The sequence below is a fragment of the Saccharopolyspora elongata genome, assembly GCF_004348985.1.
Lineage (GTDB): Bacteria > Actinomycetota > Actinomycetes > Mycobacteriales > Pseudonocardiaceae > Saccharopolyspora > Saccharopolyspora elongata.
Genome location: NZ_SMKW01000020.1, coordinates 60,143 through 75,613, shown reverse-complemented (window position 1 = coordinate 75,613; position 15,471 = coordinate 60,143). Strand labels below are relative to the sequence as shown.

Genomic DNA, 15,471 nt, shown 5'->3' with positions numbered 1-15,471 from the left:
ATTGGCGCATGCGCAACCTGACCGACAACGCGAAGTCCGCCGGTGTGGCGGTCGCGATCGTCTCCGCGTTCTGCTTCGGCGGTTCCGGGCCGTTCGCCAAGCCGCTGATCACCGCGGGGTTCACCCCGCTGCAGGTGGCTTGGCTGCGGTTGGCCGGCGGGGCGCTGCTGATGCTGCCGTTCGTGATCCGCTACGCGCCCGCGGTGCGCCGGGCGCCGAAGCTGCTGGCCGGGTACGGGTTGTTCGCGATCGCCGGGGTGCAGGTCTTCTACTTCGCCTCGATCGCCAGGGTGCCGGTCGGGGTGGCGCTGCTGATCGAGTTCCTCGGCCCGGTGATGGTGCTGGGCTGGATCCGGTTCGTCCGCCGCAAGCCGGTGACGCGCTCGGCGGCCATCGGGGTGGCGATCGCGATGGTCGGCCTGGCCTGCGTGGTGGAGCTGTGGTCCGGGCTGAGCTTCGACCCGATCGGCCTGCTGCTGGCACTGGGCGCGGCGGGCTGCCAGGCCACCTACTTCCTGCTGTCCGACAGCGGGCCGGAGGTCAACCCGTTCGCCCTCGCCGGCTTCGGGCTGCTGCTCGGCGCCGCGGTCGTCACGCTGCTCGCGCAGCCGTGGGAGCTGGACTGGGCGCTGCTGCTCGGGCAGGTCGAGCTGGCCGGGTACCAGTTCCCGGCGCTGTTCGCGGTCGGCTGGATCGTCGTGCTGAGCACGGTCCTGGCGTACCTGACCGGGATCGTCGCGGTGCGCCGCCTCTCGCCGCCGGTGGCCGGGGCGGTCGCGTTCCTGGAACCGGTGGTCGCCACGGTGCTGGCATGGGCGCTGCTGGCCGAGGCGCTGGGCCCGATCCAGCTGGTCGGCGGGGCGCTGATCCTCGTCGGTGCCTTCGTCGCGCAGCGCGCGGCACCGGCGAAGACCCAGTCCGCCGAGCTGGCCGGGGTGTAGGTCAGGCGGTGCGGATGGCCGACTTCACCAGGTGGATCAACAGGGTCTCGATGAGCGCGATGGCCACGCCGGTCAGGACGGTGGTGAGGAACTGGGGCATCGGTCTGCTTTCTCCCGCGTTGCTGTGTCGTTGCGAACCGACTGTGCGCCGAACGGGTTAGCCGCCGTTGCGCGGGAGATGAAGCGCAGGTGAATCGAGCCAGAACAGTGCAGGTCAGGGGCTGTTCTGCGACCACTTCTGCCACAGCAGCACCGCCAGCGTCGCCGCGATCGAGGTGCCGACCGCGATGAGCCAGTGGTGCGGCAGGAGCGGGCTGCTGCCGAAGAACTGGCTGACGCCGGGGACCTGCACCAGCCCGACGAGGACCAGCGCCGAGCCCACGCCCGCGACGAGCACCAGCGGCGTGCGGCCGCGGACCGCGAGCGTCTGCGCCAGCTGCGCGGCGACCAGCGCGACCAGACCGGTAGTGCGGGCCTGGGCCGCGGTGGACAGCGGCCTGGCCAGCATCCAGGCGAGCCCCGCAGCGCCGGCGGTGGCGGCCGCGCGGGCGGAGACGTCGCGCGCCAGCGCCGAGCCGAGCGAGGCCTCCGGGCCTTCCGCGAGAAGCTTCTCCGGGGTGGCCTGCGGCGGCGGCCGCACCGCGATCGCGATCGCGGGCATGATGTCGGTGAGCAGGTTGACCACCAGCAGTTGCCGGGCGTTGAGCGAGGCGCCGGCGCTGACCAGCCCGGTGCCCAGCGCGTAGCCGATCTCGCCGAGGTTGCCGCCGAGCAGGATCGACAGCGCGTCGCGCACCGAGGTCCACATCGCGCGCCCCTCCACGATGCCGTCCGTCAGCGTCTCGATGCGGTCGTCGGAGACCACGAGGTCGGCCGCCTGCCGGGCCGCCGGGGTGGCGCGGGACCCGAACGCGATGCCCACCTGCGCCAGGTTGATCGCCGGGACGTCGTTGGCGCCGTCACCGGTCATCGCCACGACCCGGCCGCCGGCCCGCAGCCGGCGCACGATGCGCGCCTTCTGCGCCGGGCTGACCCGGGCGAACACCGAGACCTTCGGCAGCTCGCCCGCGAGCTGTTCGTCGTCGAGCTGATCCAGTTCCGCGCCGGTCAGCACCCGCTTGTCGCCGAGCATGCCGAGTTCGGCGGCGATGGCCTCGGCGGTGCTGGGGTGATCGCCGGTGATCATGATGACGTCCACGCCCGCCCCGCCCAGCTGCGCGACCGCGTCGGCGGCGGTCGGGTGCACCGGATCGGCCAGGCCCAGCAGCCCGACGAACTCGAGCCCGTCCACATCGGACTCGGTGAGATCGGTGCCCGCCCGGACGGCGCGTTCGGCCACGGCCAGCAACCGGTAGCCGCGCAGCGCCAGGCGCTCGATCTCCGCTTCCACGTCGGCGCGAGCCTCGGCGTCGAACGCCCCGCGATCTCGCCAGCCGGTGCACCGGTCGAGCACGACCTCCGGCGCCCCTTTCACCGACAGCAGATCACGGGTCCGCACCGCGTGGAAGCCGCGCGAGGGTTCGAACGGCAACTCGGCCAGCACGGCCCCATCCGCCACGACGCCGGCCGCGCGGGCGCCGTCGAGCACCGCCCGGTCGGTGAGGTGCGGCAGCGGGTGCTCGTCGTGCTGGCGCGGCGTGGCCCGCATGCCGGCGGCCACGATCTCCCGGTGCCCGTCGTCGAGGTCCTCAGTGGACTGGCCGGTGCGGCCGTCGGACACCTGGCGCAGCGCGATCCGCCCCTGGGTGAGGGTTCCGGTCTTGTCGAAGCACAGCGCGTCGACGCGGCCCAGCGCCTCGATCGTCGCCGGACTGCGCACCAGGACGCCGCGCTTGGACAGGCGGCGCGCCGAGGCGAGCTCGGCGAGGGTGGCGACGAACGGCAACCCCTCCGGAACCGCCGCCACGGCCAGGCCGACCGAGCGCGCGACGGTCTGGGCCAGCGGGATGCCGCGCACCAGGTCGGCGAGGAACAGCACGGCACCGGCGCCCACCGAGATCGGCAGCACCCGCTTGGTCAGCTGACCGAGCCTGGCCTCGACGCCGCCGTCGTGCTCGGCCACGGTGCCCTGCGCGGTGCGCCCGAGCTCGGTGGACGTGCCGACGGCCACGACGATCCCGGTGCCGGAGCCGCTGGCGATGGCCGTGCCCTGGTAGAGCATGCACGCGCGATCGGCGACCGCGGGCGCGGTCGTGGCCTCGATTTCCTTGGCGACCAACTGGGATTCGCCGGTGAGGCTGGACTCGTCGACCTCCAGGGCCTCGACCGCCAGCAGCCGGCAGTCCGCCGGCACCCCGTCGCCGGCCCGCAGCTCGATCACGTCGCCGGGCACGAGCTGGTCGGCGGGCACCAGCCGCGCGATCCCGTCGCGCCGCCGCCGCGCGGGCATCTGGCCGGCGTCGAGCAGCCGCGTCAGCTCGCGGTCGGTCGCGACCCGCTGCACGCCGTCGACCAGCGCGCTGGCCAGCAGCACGCCGCCGATCAGCGCGGCGTCGATGATCGATCCCAGGCCCGCCGAGATGACCGCGCCCGCCCCGAGCACCGGGGTGATCGGGGTGATCAGGCCTTCCACGGTGGCCCCGGCCACGGTCGGCGGGATCCGGCCGCCGTCCTGCGGCCGGTGCCGGGAATCGGCGATCGGCTCGCTGAGCCCCTGTTCGGAACTGGACAACGCGGACAGCACCGCGGGCGGCGGCATCGCGTGCCACGGGGTGCGTTCCTGCGGGACCGGGGGAGCGCGGTTCGCCGCGGACATCCCGGCCCAGGTGCCGGTGACGAAGGCGGCCAGCGTCGCGGCGTGCACCGGCATCGAGGCCCGGGCAGGCGCGCCGACCGCCGGGCCGAACGCCGCGAACAGCGCCGCGACGCAGGATCCGGCCACCGACAGCATCGCGGCGTGCCGGCTGGCGCGGCGAGCGCTTTCGGTTGCGGCCAGCAGCATGTGGGCCACATCGGCTCTCGGGCACAGCACGTCGGCGCCCCACGAATGGGTGTCCATTCCGGACAGTCCGATGCCGACGTCCGCAGCGGCCAGCGCGGAGTGCGCGCGGTCGGAAACGACGGCCACGACGGCACCGTCGGCCTGCAGCTGCCGCACCGAGCGGGCCAGGTTGTTGCCGCCGGCGACGAGCCGATCCAGCGGCAACCGCTGGTCCAGCCGGCTGCCGATCCCGGCCACCACCGCCGATCCGTTGGCGCGCGCGGCCTCCACCAGGGCCTCGGCCAGCGGATCGAGTTCGTCGGCGACGCTCACCAGGGCGACCGAGGTGGTGTCCCGTTGCAGCGCCAATACCGTTGCACCGCGCGAGGATTCGGCTTCGACGACGTCGCGGGCGGCGTCCGGGAGGTCGTCGGGCAGTGGCGCGGTCGACCACTCGCCGCGGACCTGCTCGGCCAACGGGTCCCGGGGATCGACGAGTTCGCCGGCGCGGGCGAACAGCTCCGCGGCATCGGCCTCGGGGTCCAGCGGGATCACGGCATCCAGGACGCGGCGACCGGTGAGCAGGACCGGCGCGTCGAACACGACGGTGTCGACCCGGTCCAGCCGGCGCATCGCGTCGGGTTCCAGCACGAGCCCGCCGCGCGCCGAGATCGCGGTGGTCAGGTGGGTGGCGAAGGCCTCGCGACCGGCCTTCGAGGGACGCGGCACACCGGCCAGCAGCGCCGCGAGGGCGCGCTGCGGGTTGCGCGACCCGGCAAGCACGATGCCGTACCCGGCCAGCGCCATGCCGCCGGAAACGCCCGCGACACGCTCCACCGGGCCGTCCGGGATCGGGCGCGGGCGATCAGGGACCGCCACCGGGTCGCAGCGGTGCGAGACCTGCTCCCACTGCTGCCAGGCCTGGTGCCGGGCGATCGCCTCGCGGGACGCGCAGAACCGTCCGCACATGTCGGTGAGCACGCCCAGCGGACGGCGGGCCAGGCCGTGCGCGATGGCGCCGCCCAGCGCCAGCGTGGTGTCGACCGGGGCGCGGCCGAGCTTGCGCTCCAAGCTGCCGCGCATCCACGGCACCGAGTCCACCAGCGACACCACGGCCGGAACCAGCGGCGAAACGGCCCGCACCGGCAGCAATGCGCCGACTGCGGAGTAGCCGAGCCCCGCCACGCCCGCGACCAGGGCACCCACGTCGCGGAGCACGGCTTCGGCGTTTCCCGGGTGCACCGCGCTGCGCGGCGACATCGGCTCGTCGTCCAAGCCGTGCTCGGCCTCGGCCTCCGCGATCACGCGGGCCAGCGCCGCGATGTTCACGACCTCCGGGTCGTGCGTGACCACGACCCGGCCCAACACGCCGTTCACCTCGGCGCCGCGCACTCCGGCGACGTCGCGCAGCCGCTGCTCGACGTCACGTGCCGCGCTCTCGGTGCCGGGCCTGTGCACCCCGCGCATCTCCAGGTGGCTGCGGTTGCGGCCGACCCACACCCGCCGGTCGGCCGGCCCGGCAGCCACCGTGCGGGCCGCGCGTGCCACCGGCGCGACGACTTCGGCGGCCTTCGACAGGAGCCAACCCAGCGGCATCGGAGATCCTTCGCGATCAGGCCTCGCTGATCTCCTTGTGCACGCTGCGCTGGACGAGCGCGTTGCCGATGCCGATCGCCGCGGCCACCGGCCACTCGATCAGGCTGAACGCGGCCGCGGCGGTCAACCCGCCGTAGAACAGCGCCTGCTCGCGGGAGGGCAGCTGACCGCGCACGGTGTCGACGGCGGAGGTCAGTTCCTTGCGGCCGGGCATCCCCGGGAGCCCGGGCAGGTGGACCTTGGTGGTGTGGAGCTCGGCGGTGACGTAGGGCAGGGTGATGTCCGTGCCGCCACGCGCCGGGGCGGCCCTGGTCGCGGGCTGCTTGCGAGTGCGATGCGCGGTGCCCGAGCTCGTCGACGAGGTGCTCGGACTTGTCGTGGTGGCCATGGTTGGGACACCCCCTCCTCCGGAGCCGCAGCTGTTCAGGCCGCGCCGGACGTCAGATCGCTTTGAAGCCGTTCGATTCCGTTGAAGTACCCCGATCCGCGCGGATGAATCCCGGTGCCGGGAGTTCAGGCGGCGGAAACGCGATCGCGCACCGCCGACCGGTAGCGGCGGGCGATCAGGTCGATCACGCTCGGGTGCGCGCCGATCGGCTCGGCGACGCCGGCCACCGGCAGTTCCGCGAGCCGCCGGTGGAACAACCCCGGGGCCAGCAGGTACGGAGCGACGAAGTCGGCCGGGCCGCAGACGTCGGCGGTCGCGGGCGACGCTGTGGCGACGTAGCTCGGCGTCAGCCACCGGCCGACACGGCGGCCGAGCAGCCGCGCCGCGGTTCGCACGTCGGCCAGCGCCTGCTCGTCCGACGAACCGGCCGCGGCGAACGCGACCCGGTCGCCGGGCCGCCAACCGGCGGCGACCAACCGCCGCAGCATCGCCTCGACGATCTCCGGCGCTGGGCCGAGAGGAGCGCAGACCGTCACGCCCTCGTGTCCTGTCGCGGCGATCTGCTCCGGAAGGTCGGTGCGCACGTGGTAGCCGGCCGCGAGGAACGCGGGCAGCGCGACCACCGGCCCGTCACCGGCCGCCCGCAGTGCCTCCGCGACGGTCGGGCCGATGACGTCCACGTACGCGACGTGCACCGGCACCCGCAGGCGGGCGGCCGCGGCTTCGGCGAGGTGTTCGACCACCCGCGGCCCGGCGGGATCGCGGGTGCCGTGGGCGACCAGCAGCAGCGGGGGAGTCAGGGTTGCGGATCGGCGCATCGCGGTGCGTCCCCCATCGGTTCCAGCGGAAGTCGGTATCCGCGCTTGATCACGGTCTGCACGAGCTCCGGCGCTCCGAGCGCGGCCCGCAGCCGCGCGACGGCCTGCTCCACGACGTGCTCGTCCGCCGGGTTCCCGGCGCCGTTCAACGCCTCGGCCAGGCTGCGCCGCGACACCACCCGGCCGGGCCGTTCGGCGAGCGCGAGCAGCAGCGTCTTCCCCTGCGGTGAAAGGGGTTTCACCACGCCGTCGACGACGGCGGCGTGCCCGCGCACCTGCAGTTGCCTGCCGCCGACCGGAAGCGTCGGCGCCCGGCCCGGCAGCGCGATGCACAGCGAGCGCACCAGCGCGCCGATGCGGAACCGCTGCGGGATCACCGCGGGAACGCCGTGATCGGCCAGCGGGGCGTGCGTCACCGGCCCGACGCAGGCGACCAGCACCGGCCCGCGCAGGGCGTCGAGCAGTTCGACCTGGCAGCGCCGCTCGGCGGCCAGCGACAGCAGGCTGGCCGCCGCGGGCGCGCTGGTGAACGTCACCGCGTCGACCTCCCGCGCGCACACCGAGGTCAGCAGGTTGTCCAGCGCGGTGATGTCGGCGGGCGCGGTCCAGCGGTACACCGGGACCTCGATGACCTCCGCGCCCGCGCAGCTGAGCGCCTCGACGAAGTCGGGCAGCGGCTGGCCGTGCAGCTGCACCGCTACCCGGACCCCGTCCAGCGGCTGGTCGAGCAGGCGTTCCAGCAGTTCCGCCGACGATTCCGAGGCGGGCGACCACGGGTCGGGCAGCCCGGCGGCGCGGACCGCCCCGCGCGCCTTCGGCCCGCGGGCCAGCAGTTGCGCCGGGCGCAGCGCGTCGAGCAGCTCGGTGCCGATGCCCCAGCCCTCGGCCGCCTCGATCCAGCCGCGGAACCCGATGCCGGTGGTCGCCACGACCACGTCCGGCGGGGCGGCGACGCAGTCCCGGCTCGCGCGGCGCAGCTCCGCGTCGTCGGCCAGCGGCAGGATCCGCAGCGCGGGGCCATGCACGACCCGCGCGCCGCGGCGCTCCAGCAGGGAACCGAGCTCGTCGGCCCGTCGCGCCGCCGTCACCGCGACGGTGTAACCAGCGAGTTCGTCGATCAAGGGACGGCGACCTCCACCACGTCGGCCCGGCGCCGCACCGGGTAGACCGGCAGCCGCGCGCCCGGGTCGTCCAGGCACAGCCCGGTCCGCAACGAGAAGACCTGCTTGAGCATCGGCGAGGCGACCGTGGGTTCGCCGTCGCGGTCCCCGACGATGCCGCGGCTCATCACGCCGGCCCCGCAGAACGGGTCCACGTTGCCGACGGCGAACAGCTCGTCGTCGCGGGTGCGGAACAGCGCCACCGCGTGGTCGCTGATCAGCGCGGGCAGCCCGAACTCGGGCGGCAGCAGGTCGAGTTCGCAGATCTGTTGCCAGTTCACGTGAGCACCTCCTGGTTCGGGATGGCGGGCATCGGGAGCGTGACCGGGCCGGGCCGGATCTGGCCGCGTTCCTGGACGAATCGGATCGTCGGATCCGGCGCGTCGGGGGCGTTGACGAAGGACACGAAGCGGGCGAGCTTGCCGGGATCGGCCAGCACCCCGGCCCACTCGTCGGCGTAGTTCTCGACGTGGCGGTGCATCGCGGCCTCCAGCTCCCCGGCGATGCCCAGGGAGTCCTCGACCACCACCTCCCGCAGGTGGTCGAGGCCGCCGTCGAGCGCCTCCAGCCACGCCGAGGTGCGCTGCAGCCGGTCGGCGGTGCGCACGTAGAACATCAGGAACCGGTCGATGATCCTGATCAGCCGCTCGTCGTCGAGGTCGGCGGCCAGCAGGTCGGCGTGCCGCGGGGTGAAACCGCCGTTGCCGCCGACGTAGAGGTTCCAGCCCTTGTCGGTGGCGATCACGCCGAAGTCCTTGCCGCGCGCCTCGGCGCACTCGCGGGCGCAGCCGGACACGCCGGCCTTGATCTTGTGCGGTGCCCGCAGGCCCCGGTACCGCAGTTCCAGCCGGATGGCCATGCTCACCGAGTCCTGCACGCCGTAGCGGCACCAGTCGTTGCCGACGCAGGACTTCACGGTGCGCAGCGCCTTGCCGTAGGCGTGGCCGGATTCGAACCCGGCGTCCACCAGCCGCCGCCAGATCAGCGGCAGCTGCTCCACCCGGGCGCCGAACAGGTCGATGCGCTGCCCGCCGGTGATCTTGGTGTAGAGGCCGAAGTCCTTGGCGACCTCGCCGAGCACGATCAGCTTCTCCGGCGTGATCTCGCCGCCGGGCACCCGGGGCACCACCGAGTAGGTGCCGTTGCGCTGCATGTTGGCCAGGAACCGGTCGTTGGTGTCCTGCAGCCCGGCCTGCTCGCCGTCGAGGATGTGGCCGTGGCCGAGGCTGGCCAGGATGGAGGCGACGGCGGGCTTGCAGATGTCGCAGCCGTGACCGCTGCCGTGCCTGCCGATCAGCTCGGAGAACGAGCCGATCCCGGTGGCCTGGACGATCTCGAACAGTTCCGCGCGGGACTGCGGGAAGTGCTCGCACAGCGCCTTGGAGGCGGTCACGCCGCATTCGGCGAGCAGGTTCTTCAGCATCGGCACGCACGAGCCGCAGCTGGTGCCGGCCTTCGTGCAGGCCTTGATCCCGGGCACGTCGGTGAGCCCCTGTCCGGCGATGGCCGATGTGATGTCCTCTTTGGACACGTTGTTGCAGGAGCAGACCGTCGCATCGGCGGGCAGCGCGCCCGCGTCGACGCCGGAACCCGCGGGCAGCAGCAGTTGTTCCGGCGGGGCGGGCAGTTCGCGGTCGATCAGCGGCCGCAGCACCGAGTAGGCGGTCGCGTCGCCGACGAGGACGCCGCCGAGCAGGATCCGCGCATCGTCGCTGAGCACGAGCTTGGCGTAGGTGCCCGCGGCGTTGTTGGCGTAGACGACCTCCAGCGCGCCGTCGGTCTGGGCGTGGGCGTCGCCGAAGCTGGCGACGTCGACGCCGAGCAGCTTGAGCTTGGTGGACAGATCCGCGCCGGGGAAGGTTCCCTCGCCGAGGGCGAGGAGCTGCTCCGCGACGCCCTCGGCCATGCTGTAGCCGGGCGCCACCAGGCCGTAGCAGCGGCCTTCCACCGCCGCGCATTCGCCGATGGCCCAGATGTTCTCGTCGCTGGTGCGGCAGCTCGCGTCGACCAGGAACCCGCCGCGATCCGCTCGCGCCAGCCCGGTGGGCTCGGCGAGCTCGTCGCGCGGCCGGACGCCGGCGGAGAACACCACGACATCGGTGTCGATCACGGTGCCGTCGGCCAGCGTGACCCCGCGGACGCGCCCCTCGCCGTCGATGGACTTCGTCGCGGCTCCGCAGTGCACCGTCAGGCCGAGATCGCCGACCAGCCGGCCGAGCACCTGGCCGCCGCCCTCGTCGACCTGCAGCGGCATCAGCCGCGGCGCCATCTCCACGACGTGCGCCCGCATGCCCAGCAGTCGCAGCGCGTTCGCGGCCTCCAGGCCGAGCAGGCCGCCGCCGATGACGACGCCGGGCTCGCCTTCGGTGGCGGCGGCGCGGATCGCGTCGAGATCCTCGATGGTGCGGTAGACGAAGCAGCCGTCGAGGTCGTGGCCGGGCACCGGCGGCACGAACGGCCGCGAGCCGGTGGCCAGCACCAGCGCGTCGTAGCGCAGCTCCGCACCATCCGATGTGGACACTGTGCGGGCCGCCCGGTCGATGCCGGTCGCGCCGATGCCCAGCCGCAGGTCGACCATCGGGTCGTCCAGCAGCTCGTGGTCGACCAGGCTCAGGTCCTCGGCGCTCTTGCCGTCCAAGTAGGACGACAGCGCCACCCGGTCGTAGGCGGGCCGGGATTCCTCGCCGAGGACGACGATCCGCCAGGTGCCGTCCGCGTCGCGCTCCCGGAGCGCTTCGACGAGCCGGTGGCCGACCATCCCGTGGCCGACGACGACGAGCGTGCGGGTCATGCCGCGCCCTCCTTCTGGTGTTCGGTGCGGTCGGCCAGCGCGCCGCAGAGGCGGCCGACGTCGTCGACGCAGCCTCCGCAGCCGGTGGTCGCCCGCGTCGCCCTGGCCAGCTCGGGGACCGAGCGGGCGCCGCCCTGCCAGGCGGCGGTCAGGGCCTTCTTTGTCACGTTGTTGCAGCGGCAGATCACCGCGTCCTCGGGCAGCTCGGCGGGCGCGCCCGGCACGGCGGCCGGCGTGCCCAGCAGCAGCGCGAGGCGGTCGGTGGGCACCGGCAGGTCGCGGTCGTGCAGCTGGCTGACCGCCGCGATCGCCTCCGGGAATCCGAACAGCACCGCGCCGGCGATCCGTTCCTCGCGCAGCGCGAGCTTCGCGTAGCGGCCGCGGGCCGGGTCCGACAGCGTCACCACCTCGGCGTCCGTGCTCTGGAGGCAGTCGACCGAGCCGATCGAGGCGAGGTCGATACCGCGGGCCTTGAGCCGGGTGACGGTGCGGGTCCCGCGGTAGCGTGCGTCGCCGCCGGCGAGCAGCTCCGCCAGCGCGTCGGCCTGTTCCCAGGCCGAGGCGATCAGGCCGGACGCCTCGCCGTCGTGCTCGGCGCAGTCGCCGATGGCGTGGATGCGCGCATCGCTGGTGCGCAGCCGGTCGTCGACGACGATCCCGCGCCGCACCGGCAATCCCGCCCGGACCGCCAGCCCGGTCTCCGCGGTGACTCCGGTGCACGCCACGACGAGGCCGGCCGGCACCACATCGCTGCTGTCCAGGACGAGCTGCCCGCGCCGGTAGGCGACCGCCCGGCGGCCGAGCCGGAGCTCGACGCCGAGCTTGCCCAGCCGCTCGGCGAGCAGGCGCCCGCCGACGTCGTCGAGCTGCCGGTCCATCAGGTGCGGATTCGGGTGCACCAGCGTCACCTCGTGCCCGCGAGCCAGCAGCGCCCGCGCCGCTTCGACGCCGAGGATCCCGCCGCCGAGCACCGCGACCGGACCTGCGGCGGAGCCGATCCGCGCGCAGTCGGCGAGCGTGCGCAACGCCTGCAGGCGTTCGCCGCCCAGCCCGGGGATCTCGGGCAGCCGGGGCCGGGATCCGGTGGCCAGCACGAGCACGTCGTACGGGTGCTCGTCGCCGTTGTCGGTGCGCACCACACGCCGGGCGCGGTCGATCTCGGTGGCGGTGACCCGCAGGTGCACCTCGGCGTCCACCACGGGCAGTGCCAGGGTGGCGGGGGTCAGCGTCCGGTCCAGGACCGCGCCGAGCAGAACCCTGTTGTAGGCGGGGTGTTCCTCGCGGCCCAGCACCGTGATCGGGCCCGCGTGGCCGTGCGCGCGCAGCCGCTCCACCAGCCGGTGCGCGGCGGGCCCGTTGCCGACGATGACGATGCGGTTCATCGGGTGGCCACCTCCTCGGCGGGCTCGATCCGCACGACGCTGACCTTGAACTCCGGCATCCGGCTGCGCGGGTCCAGCGCGTCACCGGTGAGCAGGTTCGCCCGCCCCGGGCCGGGGAAGTGGAACGGCAGGAACACGGTGTCGGTGCGCATCGTGGCGACGATCCGCACGCGCGCCAGCGCGCTGCCGCGCGGCGACGTGACCCGGGCGAGGGCGCCTTCGGCGAGGCCTGCGCGGTCGGCGGTGTCCGGGTGGATCTCCACGAAAGCCTCGGCGGCCGCCTCGTTGAGCTCGGCCACCCGCCGCGTCTGGGCGCCGGACTGGTACTGCGCCAGCACCCGGCCGGTGGTCGCGGTCAGCGGGAACGCCTCCTGCGGCGTCTCGGCCGGATCGCGGTGCTCCACGGCCGCGAACCGGGCCAGCCCGTCGGGATGCGCGAAGCCGTCGAGGAAGAGGCGCGGCGTACCGGGATGTTCCGGGTCGGGGCAGGGCCAGTGCAGGGCCTCGCCGGAATCGAGGCGGTCGTAGGTGATGCCGCTGTAGTCGGCCTTGCCGCCGGCCGACGCGCGGCGCAGCTCGTCGAAGACCTCCCGGGGCGAAGTGGGGTAGCGGTGGCCGGGCTCGCCGAGGCGAACCGCCAGGCCGTGCAGCACTTCGAGATCGCTGCGCGCGTGGCCGGGCGGCACCTGCAACCGGCGGCGGCGCAGCACGCGGCCTTCGAGGTTGGTCATGGTGCCCTCCTCCTCGGCCCACTGCGTCACCGGCAGCACCACGTCGGCCAGCTCAGCGGTCTCCGAGGGCACGAAGTCGGCCACCACCAGCAAGTCCAAAGCGGACAGCCGCTTGACGACGTGACCGGCGTTGGGCGCCGAAACCGCCGGATTGGAGCCGAAGACCAGCAGCGCCCGGGGTCCGTCGGCGCGGCCCGAGGCGTCGAGCAGCTCGTAGGCGCTGCGGCCCGGACCGGGCAGCGCCTCGGGCGGCACGCCCCAGACCTCGGCCACGTGCGCCCGCGCGGCGGGATCGGTGATCATCCGGTACCCGGGCAGCTGGTCGGCCTTCTGGCCGTGCTCGCGCCCGCCCTGACCGTTGCCCTGACCGGTGAGGCAGCCGTAGCCGCGACCGGGCCGGCCCGGCAGGCCGAGCGCGAGGGCGAGGTTGATGAACCCGGACACGGTGTCGACGCCCTTGCTGTGCTGCTCGGCCCCGCGACCCGTGAGCACGTAAGCGCTCTCGGCCTCGGCGAGCATCCGCACCGCCTGCCGCTGCGCCGTCACCGGAACCCCGGTGACCCGCTCGACGCGCTCCGGCCACCAGGTTGTCGCCCGCTGCCACGCCGCGTCGAAACCCGTTGTCCGCGACCGGATGTAGGCGGTGTCGGACCAGCCGTCGACCAGGGCGATGTGCAGCAGTCCCAGCACCAGCGCCAGGTCGGTGCCCGGGGCGGGCCGCAGGTGCAGCGCGGCGCGCTCGGCGGTCGCCGTGCGCCGGGGATCGATGACCACGAGCTGCGCGGCGTTCAGGTGCTGCATCAGCGGCGGCATGGTCTCGGCCGGGTTCGCCCCGGCCAGCAGCACCACGTCCGCGCCGGCGAGATCGGTGACCGGGAACGGCAGTCCCCGGTCGACGCCGAAGGCGGCGTTGCCGGCGGCCGCGGCCGAGGACATGCAAAACCGGCCGTTGTAATCGATCTGGCTGGTGCCCAGCGCCAGCCGGGCGAACTTGCCGAGCAGGTAGGCCTTCTCGTTGGTCAGCCCGCCGCCGCCGAACACCCCGACCGCGTCCGGCCCGTGCTCGCGCCGCACCCGGTCGATGCCGGCGGCGACGGTGCCCAGCGCGGTGTCCCAGTCGACCGGCACGAGCTCGCCGCCGCGGCGCACCAGCGGGTTCCGCAGCCGGTCCGGGACGTCCAGCAGTGCAGGCGCGGTCCAGCCCTTCTGGCACAGACCACCTCGGTTCACCGGGAAGTCCGTCGGCCGCACCGACACGCCGCGCCGCTCGCGAGTCAGCCGGGTGCCGCACTGCAGGGCGCAGTAGGGGCAGTGGGTGGCAACGGTCCGGATGTCAGGCACGACCGACCTCGGCTTTCGACGGCTCCTGAGCCGGCCGCGGCGCGGGGGTGTTCTTGAGAGTCCCGCGCAGGTACACCACCCAGGTGACGAGCCCGCACACCACGTAGTAGCCGAGGAACGTCGTCAGGGCGGCATCGCCGTTGGCGGCCGCGCCGCCGTAGGAGGCTCGGAAGGCGAGGTTGATTCCCACGCCGCCGAGCGCACCGATCGCGCCGGCGATGCCGATCACCGCGCCGGACATCCGCCGGGCCCGGGCGAAAGCCGCGATGGCCTCGCCGCCGTCGGTCACGTCGTCCTCGGCCTCCTTGGCGAAGATCGCGGGGATCATCTTGTAGGTCGAGCCGTTGCCGATGCCGGTCAGCACGAACAGCGCGATGAACGCCGCGAGGTAGAGCGCGAAGGAGCCCTGCGACGACGCGAACAGCAGCGCCCCGGTGCCCGCCGTCATGCCGGCGAAGGCCCCGAGGGTGACCCGGGCGCCGCCCAGCCGGTCGGACAGCCAGCCGCCGAACGGCCGGGCCACCGAGCCCATCAGCGGGCCGAGGAAGGTCCAGCTCGCGGCCTGCAGCGGGGTGAAGCCGAACTCGGTCTGCAGCACCAGGCCGAAGGCGAAGCTGTAACCAATGAACGAGCCGAACGTTCCGATGTAGAGGAACGAGACCCACCACGTGTGCTTGTTCGCGGCGGCCTCGCGCAACGCGCCGGGACGGGCCCGCACCGCGTCCACGTTGTCCATGAACAGCGCCGCGCACAGGGCGGCCGCCACGATCAGCGGCAGGTAGATCGCCGCGACGTAGGACGGGTGGGAGTTGCCCGCGGTGGCGATCACTAGCAGGCCGATGACCTGGATCGCCGCCACGCCGAGGTTTCCGCCGCCCGCGTTGAGCCCCAGCGCCCAGCCCTGGTGGCGCTGCGGGTAGAAGGTCGTGATGTTCGTCATCGACGAGGCGAAGTTGCCGCCCCCGACCCCGGCCGCGGCGCCGATCAGCATGAACACCCACAGCGGCGTGCCCGGCTGCTGCACGAAGTGGAACGCCAGCGCGGTCGGCACCAGCAGCACGGCGGAGCTGAAGACCGTCCAGTTGCGGCCGCCGACGCGGGTGACCGCGGCGGCGTAGGGCAGCCGCAGCACGGCGCCCACCAGGTTCGGGGTGATCACCAGCAGGAACTTCTCGGCCGCGGTGAACGGCAAGCCGATGTCCGGCGACATGAACAGCACCAGCACCGACCAGATGCTCCAGACGGAGAAGCCGATGTGCTCCGAGAGGATCGAGAAGATCAGGTTCCGCCGCGCCACGCGCTTGCCGGTGGATTCCCAGAACCGCTCGTCCTCGGGATCCCAGCCCTCGATCCAGCGGCCGCTGGCCTTGGCTCTCGCGGTCAACTCGGCTCCTCTCGTTGGA

Annotated in this window: 10 protein-coding genes; 1 reads left to right on the top strand and 9 read right to left on the bottom strand. The window is 73.8% G+C overall.

Going from position 1 to position 15,471, the window contains the following annotated elements; translation table 11 throughout:
• The first annotated feature begins 8 nt into the window (after positions 1-8).
• Positions 9-941 (top strand): EamA family transporter, encoded by a 933-nt coding sequence (locus tag E1288_RS16980; RefSeq protein ID WP_165968149.1) that lies wholly within the window; start codon positions 9-11, stop codon positions 939-941.
• 214 nt (positions 942-1,155) lie between these two features.
• On the opposite strand, the gene E1288_RS16975 is transcribed toward E1288_RS16980, so the two are convergent.
• The 9 genes from E1288_RS16975 to E1288_RS16935 form a co-directional block, all read right to left on the bottom strand.
• Positions 1,156-5,457 carry an HAD-IC family P-type ATPase gene (locus tag E1288_RS16975; RefSeq protein WP_132486159.1) on the bottom strand — a complete coding sequence of 1,434 codons (4,302 nt, stop codon included), beginning with the start codon at positions 5,455-5,457 and terminating at the stop codon, positions 1,156-1,158.
• Positions 5,458-5,473: 16 nt separating this feature from the next.
• Entirely contained in the window at positions 5,474-5,845 is a 372-nt protein-coding gene (locus E1288_RS48800) for a hypothetical protein (protein WP_235883607.1), read from the bottom strand.
• Between the two features lie 125 nt (positions 5,846-5,970).
• Positions 5,971-6,663, bottom strand: a complete 693-nt coding sequence (locus E1288_RS16965; protein ID WP_132486157.1) for a sirohydrochlorin chelatase — start codon at positions 6,661-6,663, stop codon at positions 5,971-5,973.
• Positions 6,642-7,784 carry a uroporphyrinogen-III synthase gene (locus E1288_RS16960; RefSeq protein WP_132486155.1) on the bottom strand — a complete coding sequence of 381 codons (1,143 nt, stop codon included), beginning with the start codon at positions 7,782-7,784 and terminating at the stop codon, positions 6,642-6,644. Before E1288_RS16960 ends, E1288_RS16965 begins: the two co-directional genes overlap by 22 nt.
• The gene (nirD, locus tag E1288_RS16955) at positions 7,781-8,104 is read right to left on the bottom strand and encodes a nitrite reductase small subunit NirD (RefSeq protein WP_132486153.1); all 324 of its coding nucleotides are present in this window, start codon (positions 8,102-8,104) and stop codon (positions 7,781-7,783) included. The genes E1288_RS16960 and nirD overlap by 4 nt, the downstream gene beginning before the upstream one ends.
• Positions 8,101-10,614: a nitrite reductase large subunit NirB gene (nirB, locus tag E1288_RS16950; RefSeq protein ID WP_132486151.1), complete on the bottom strand. Its 2,514-nt coding sequence runs from the start codon at positions 10,612-10,614 to the stop codon at positions 8,101-8,103. The genes nirD and nirB overlap by 4 nt, the downstream gene beginning before the upstream one ends.
• Positions 10,611-11,996, bottom strand: coding sequence for an FAD-dependent oxidoreductase (locus E1288_RS16945; RefSeq protein WP_132486149.1), 1,386 nt, complete (start codon positions 11,994-11,996; stop codon positions 10,611-10,613). The genes nirB and E1288_RS16945 overlap by 4 nt, the downstream gene beginning before the upstream one ends.
• Positions 11,993-14,068 carry a molybdopterin oxidoreductase family protein gene (locus E1288_RS16940; RefSeq protein WP_132486147.1) on the bottom strand — a complete coding sequence of 692 codons (2,076 nt, stop codon included), beginning with the start codon at positions 14,066-14,068 and terminating at the stop codon, positions 11,993-11,995. Before E1288_RS16940 ends, E1288_RS16945 begins: the two co-directional genes overlap by 4 nt.
• Complete coding sequence (locus E1288_RS16935; RefSeq protein WP_132486145.1) at positions 14,061-15,452, bottom strand: nitrate/nitrite transporter; 1,392 nt, start codon at positions 15,450-15,452, stop codon at positions 14,061-14,063. Before E1288_RS16935 ends, E1288_RS16940 begins: the two co-directional genes overlap by 8 nt.
• Between the last annotated feature and the right edge of the window lie 19 nt (positions 15,453-15,471).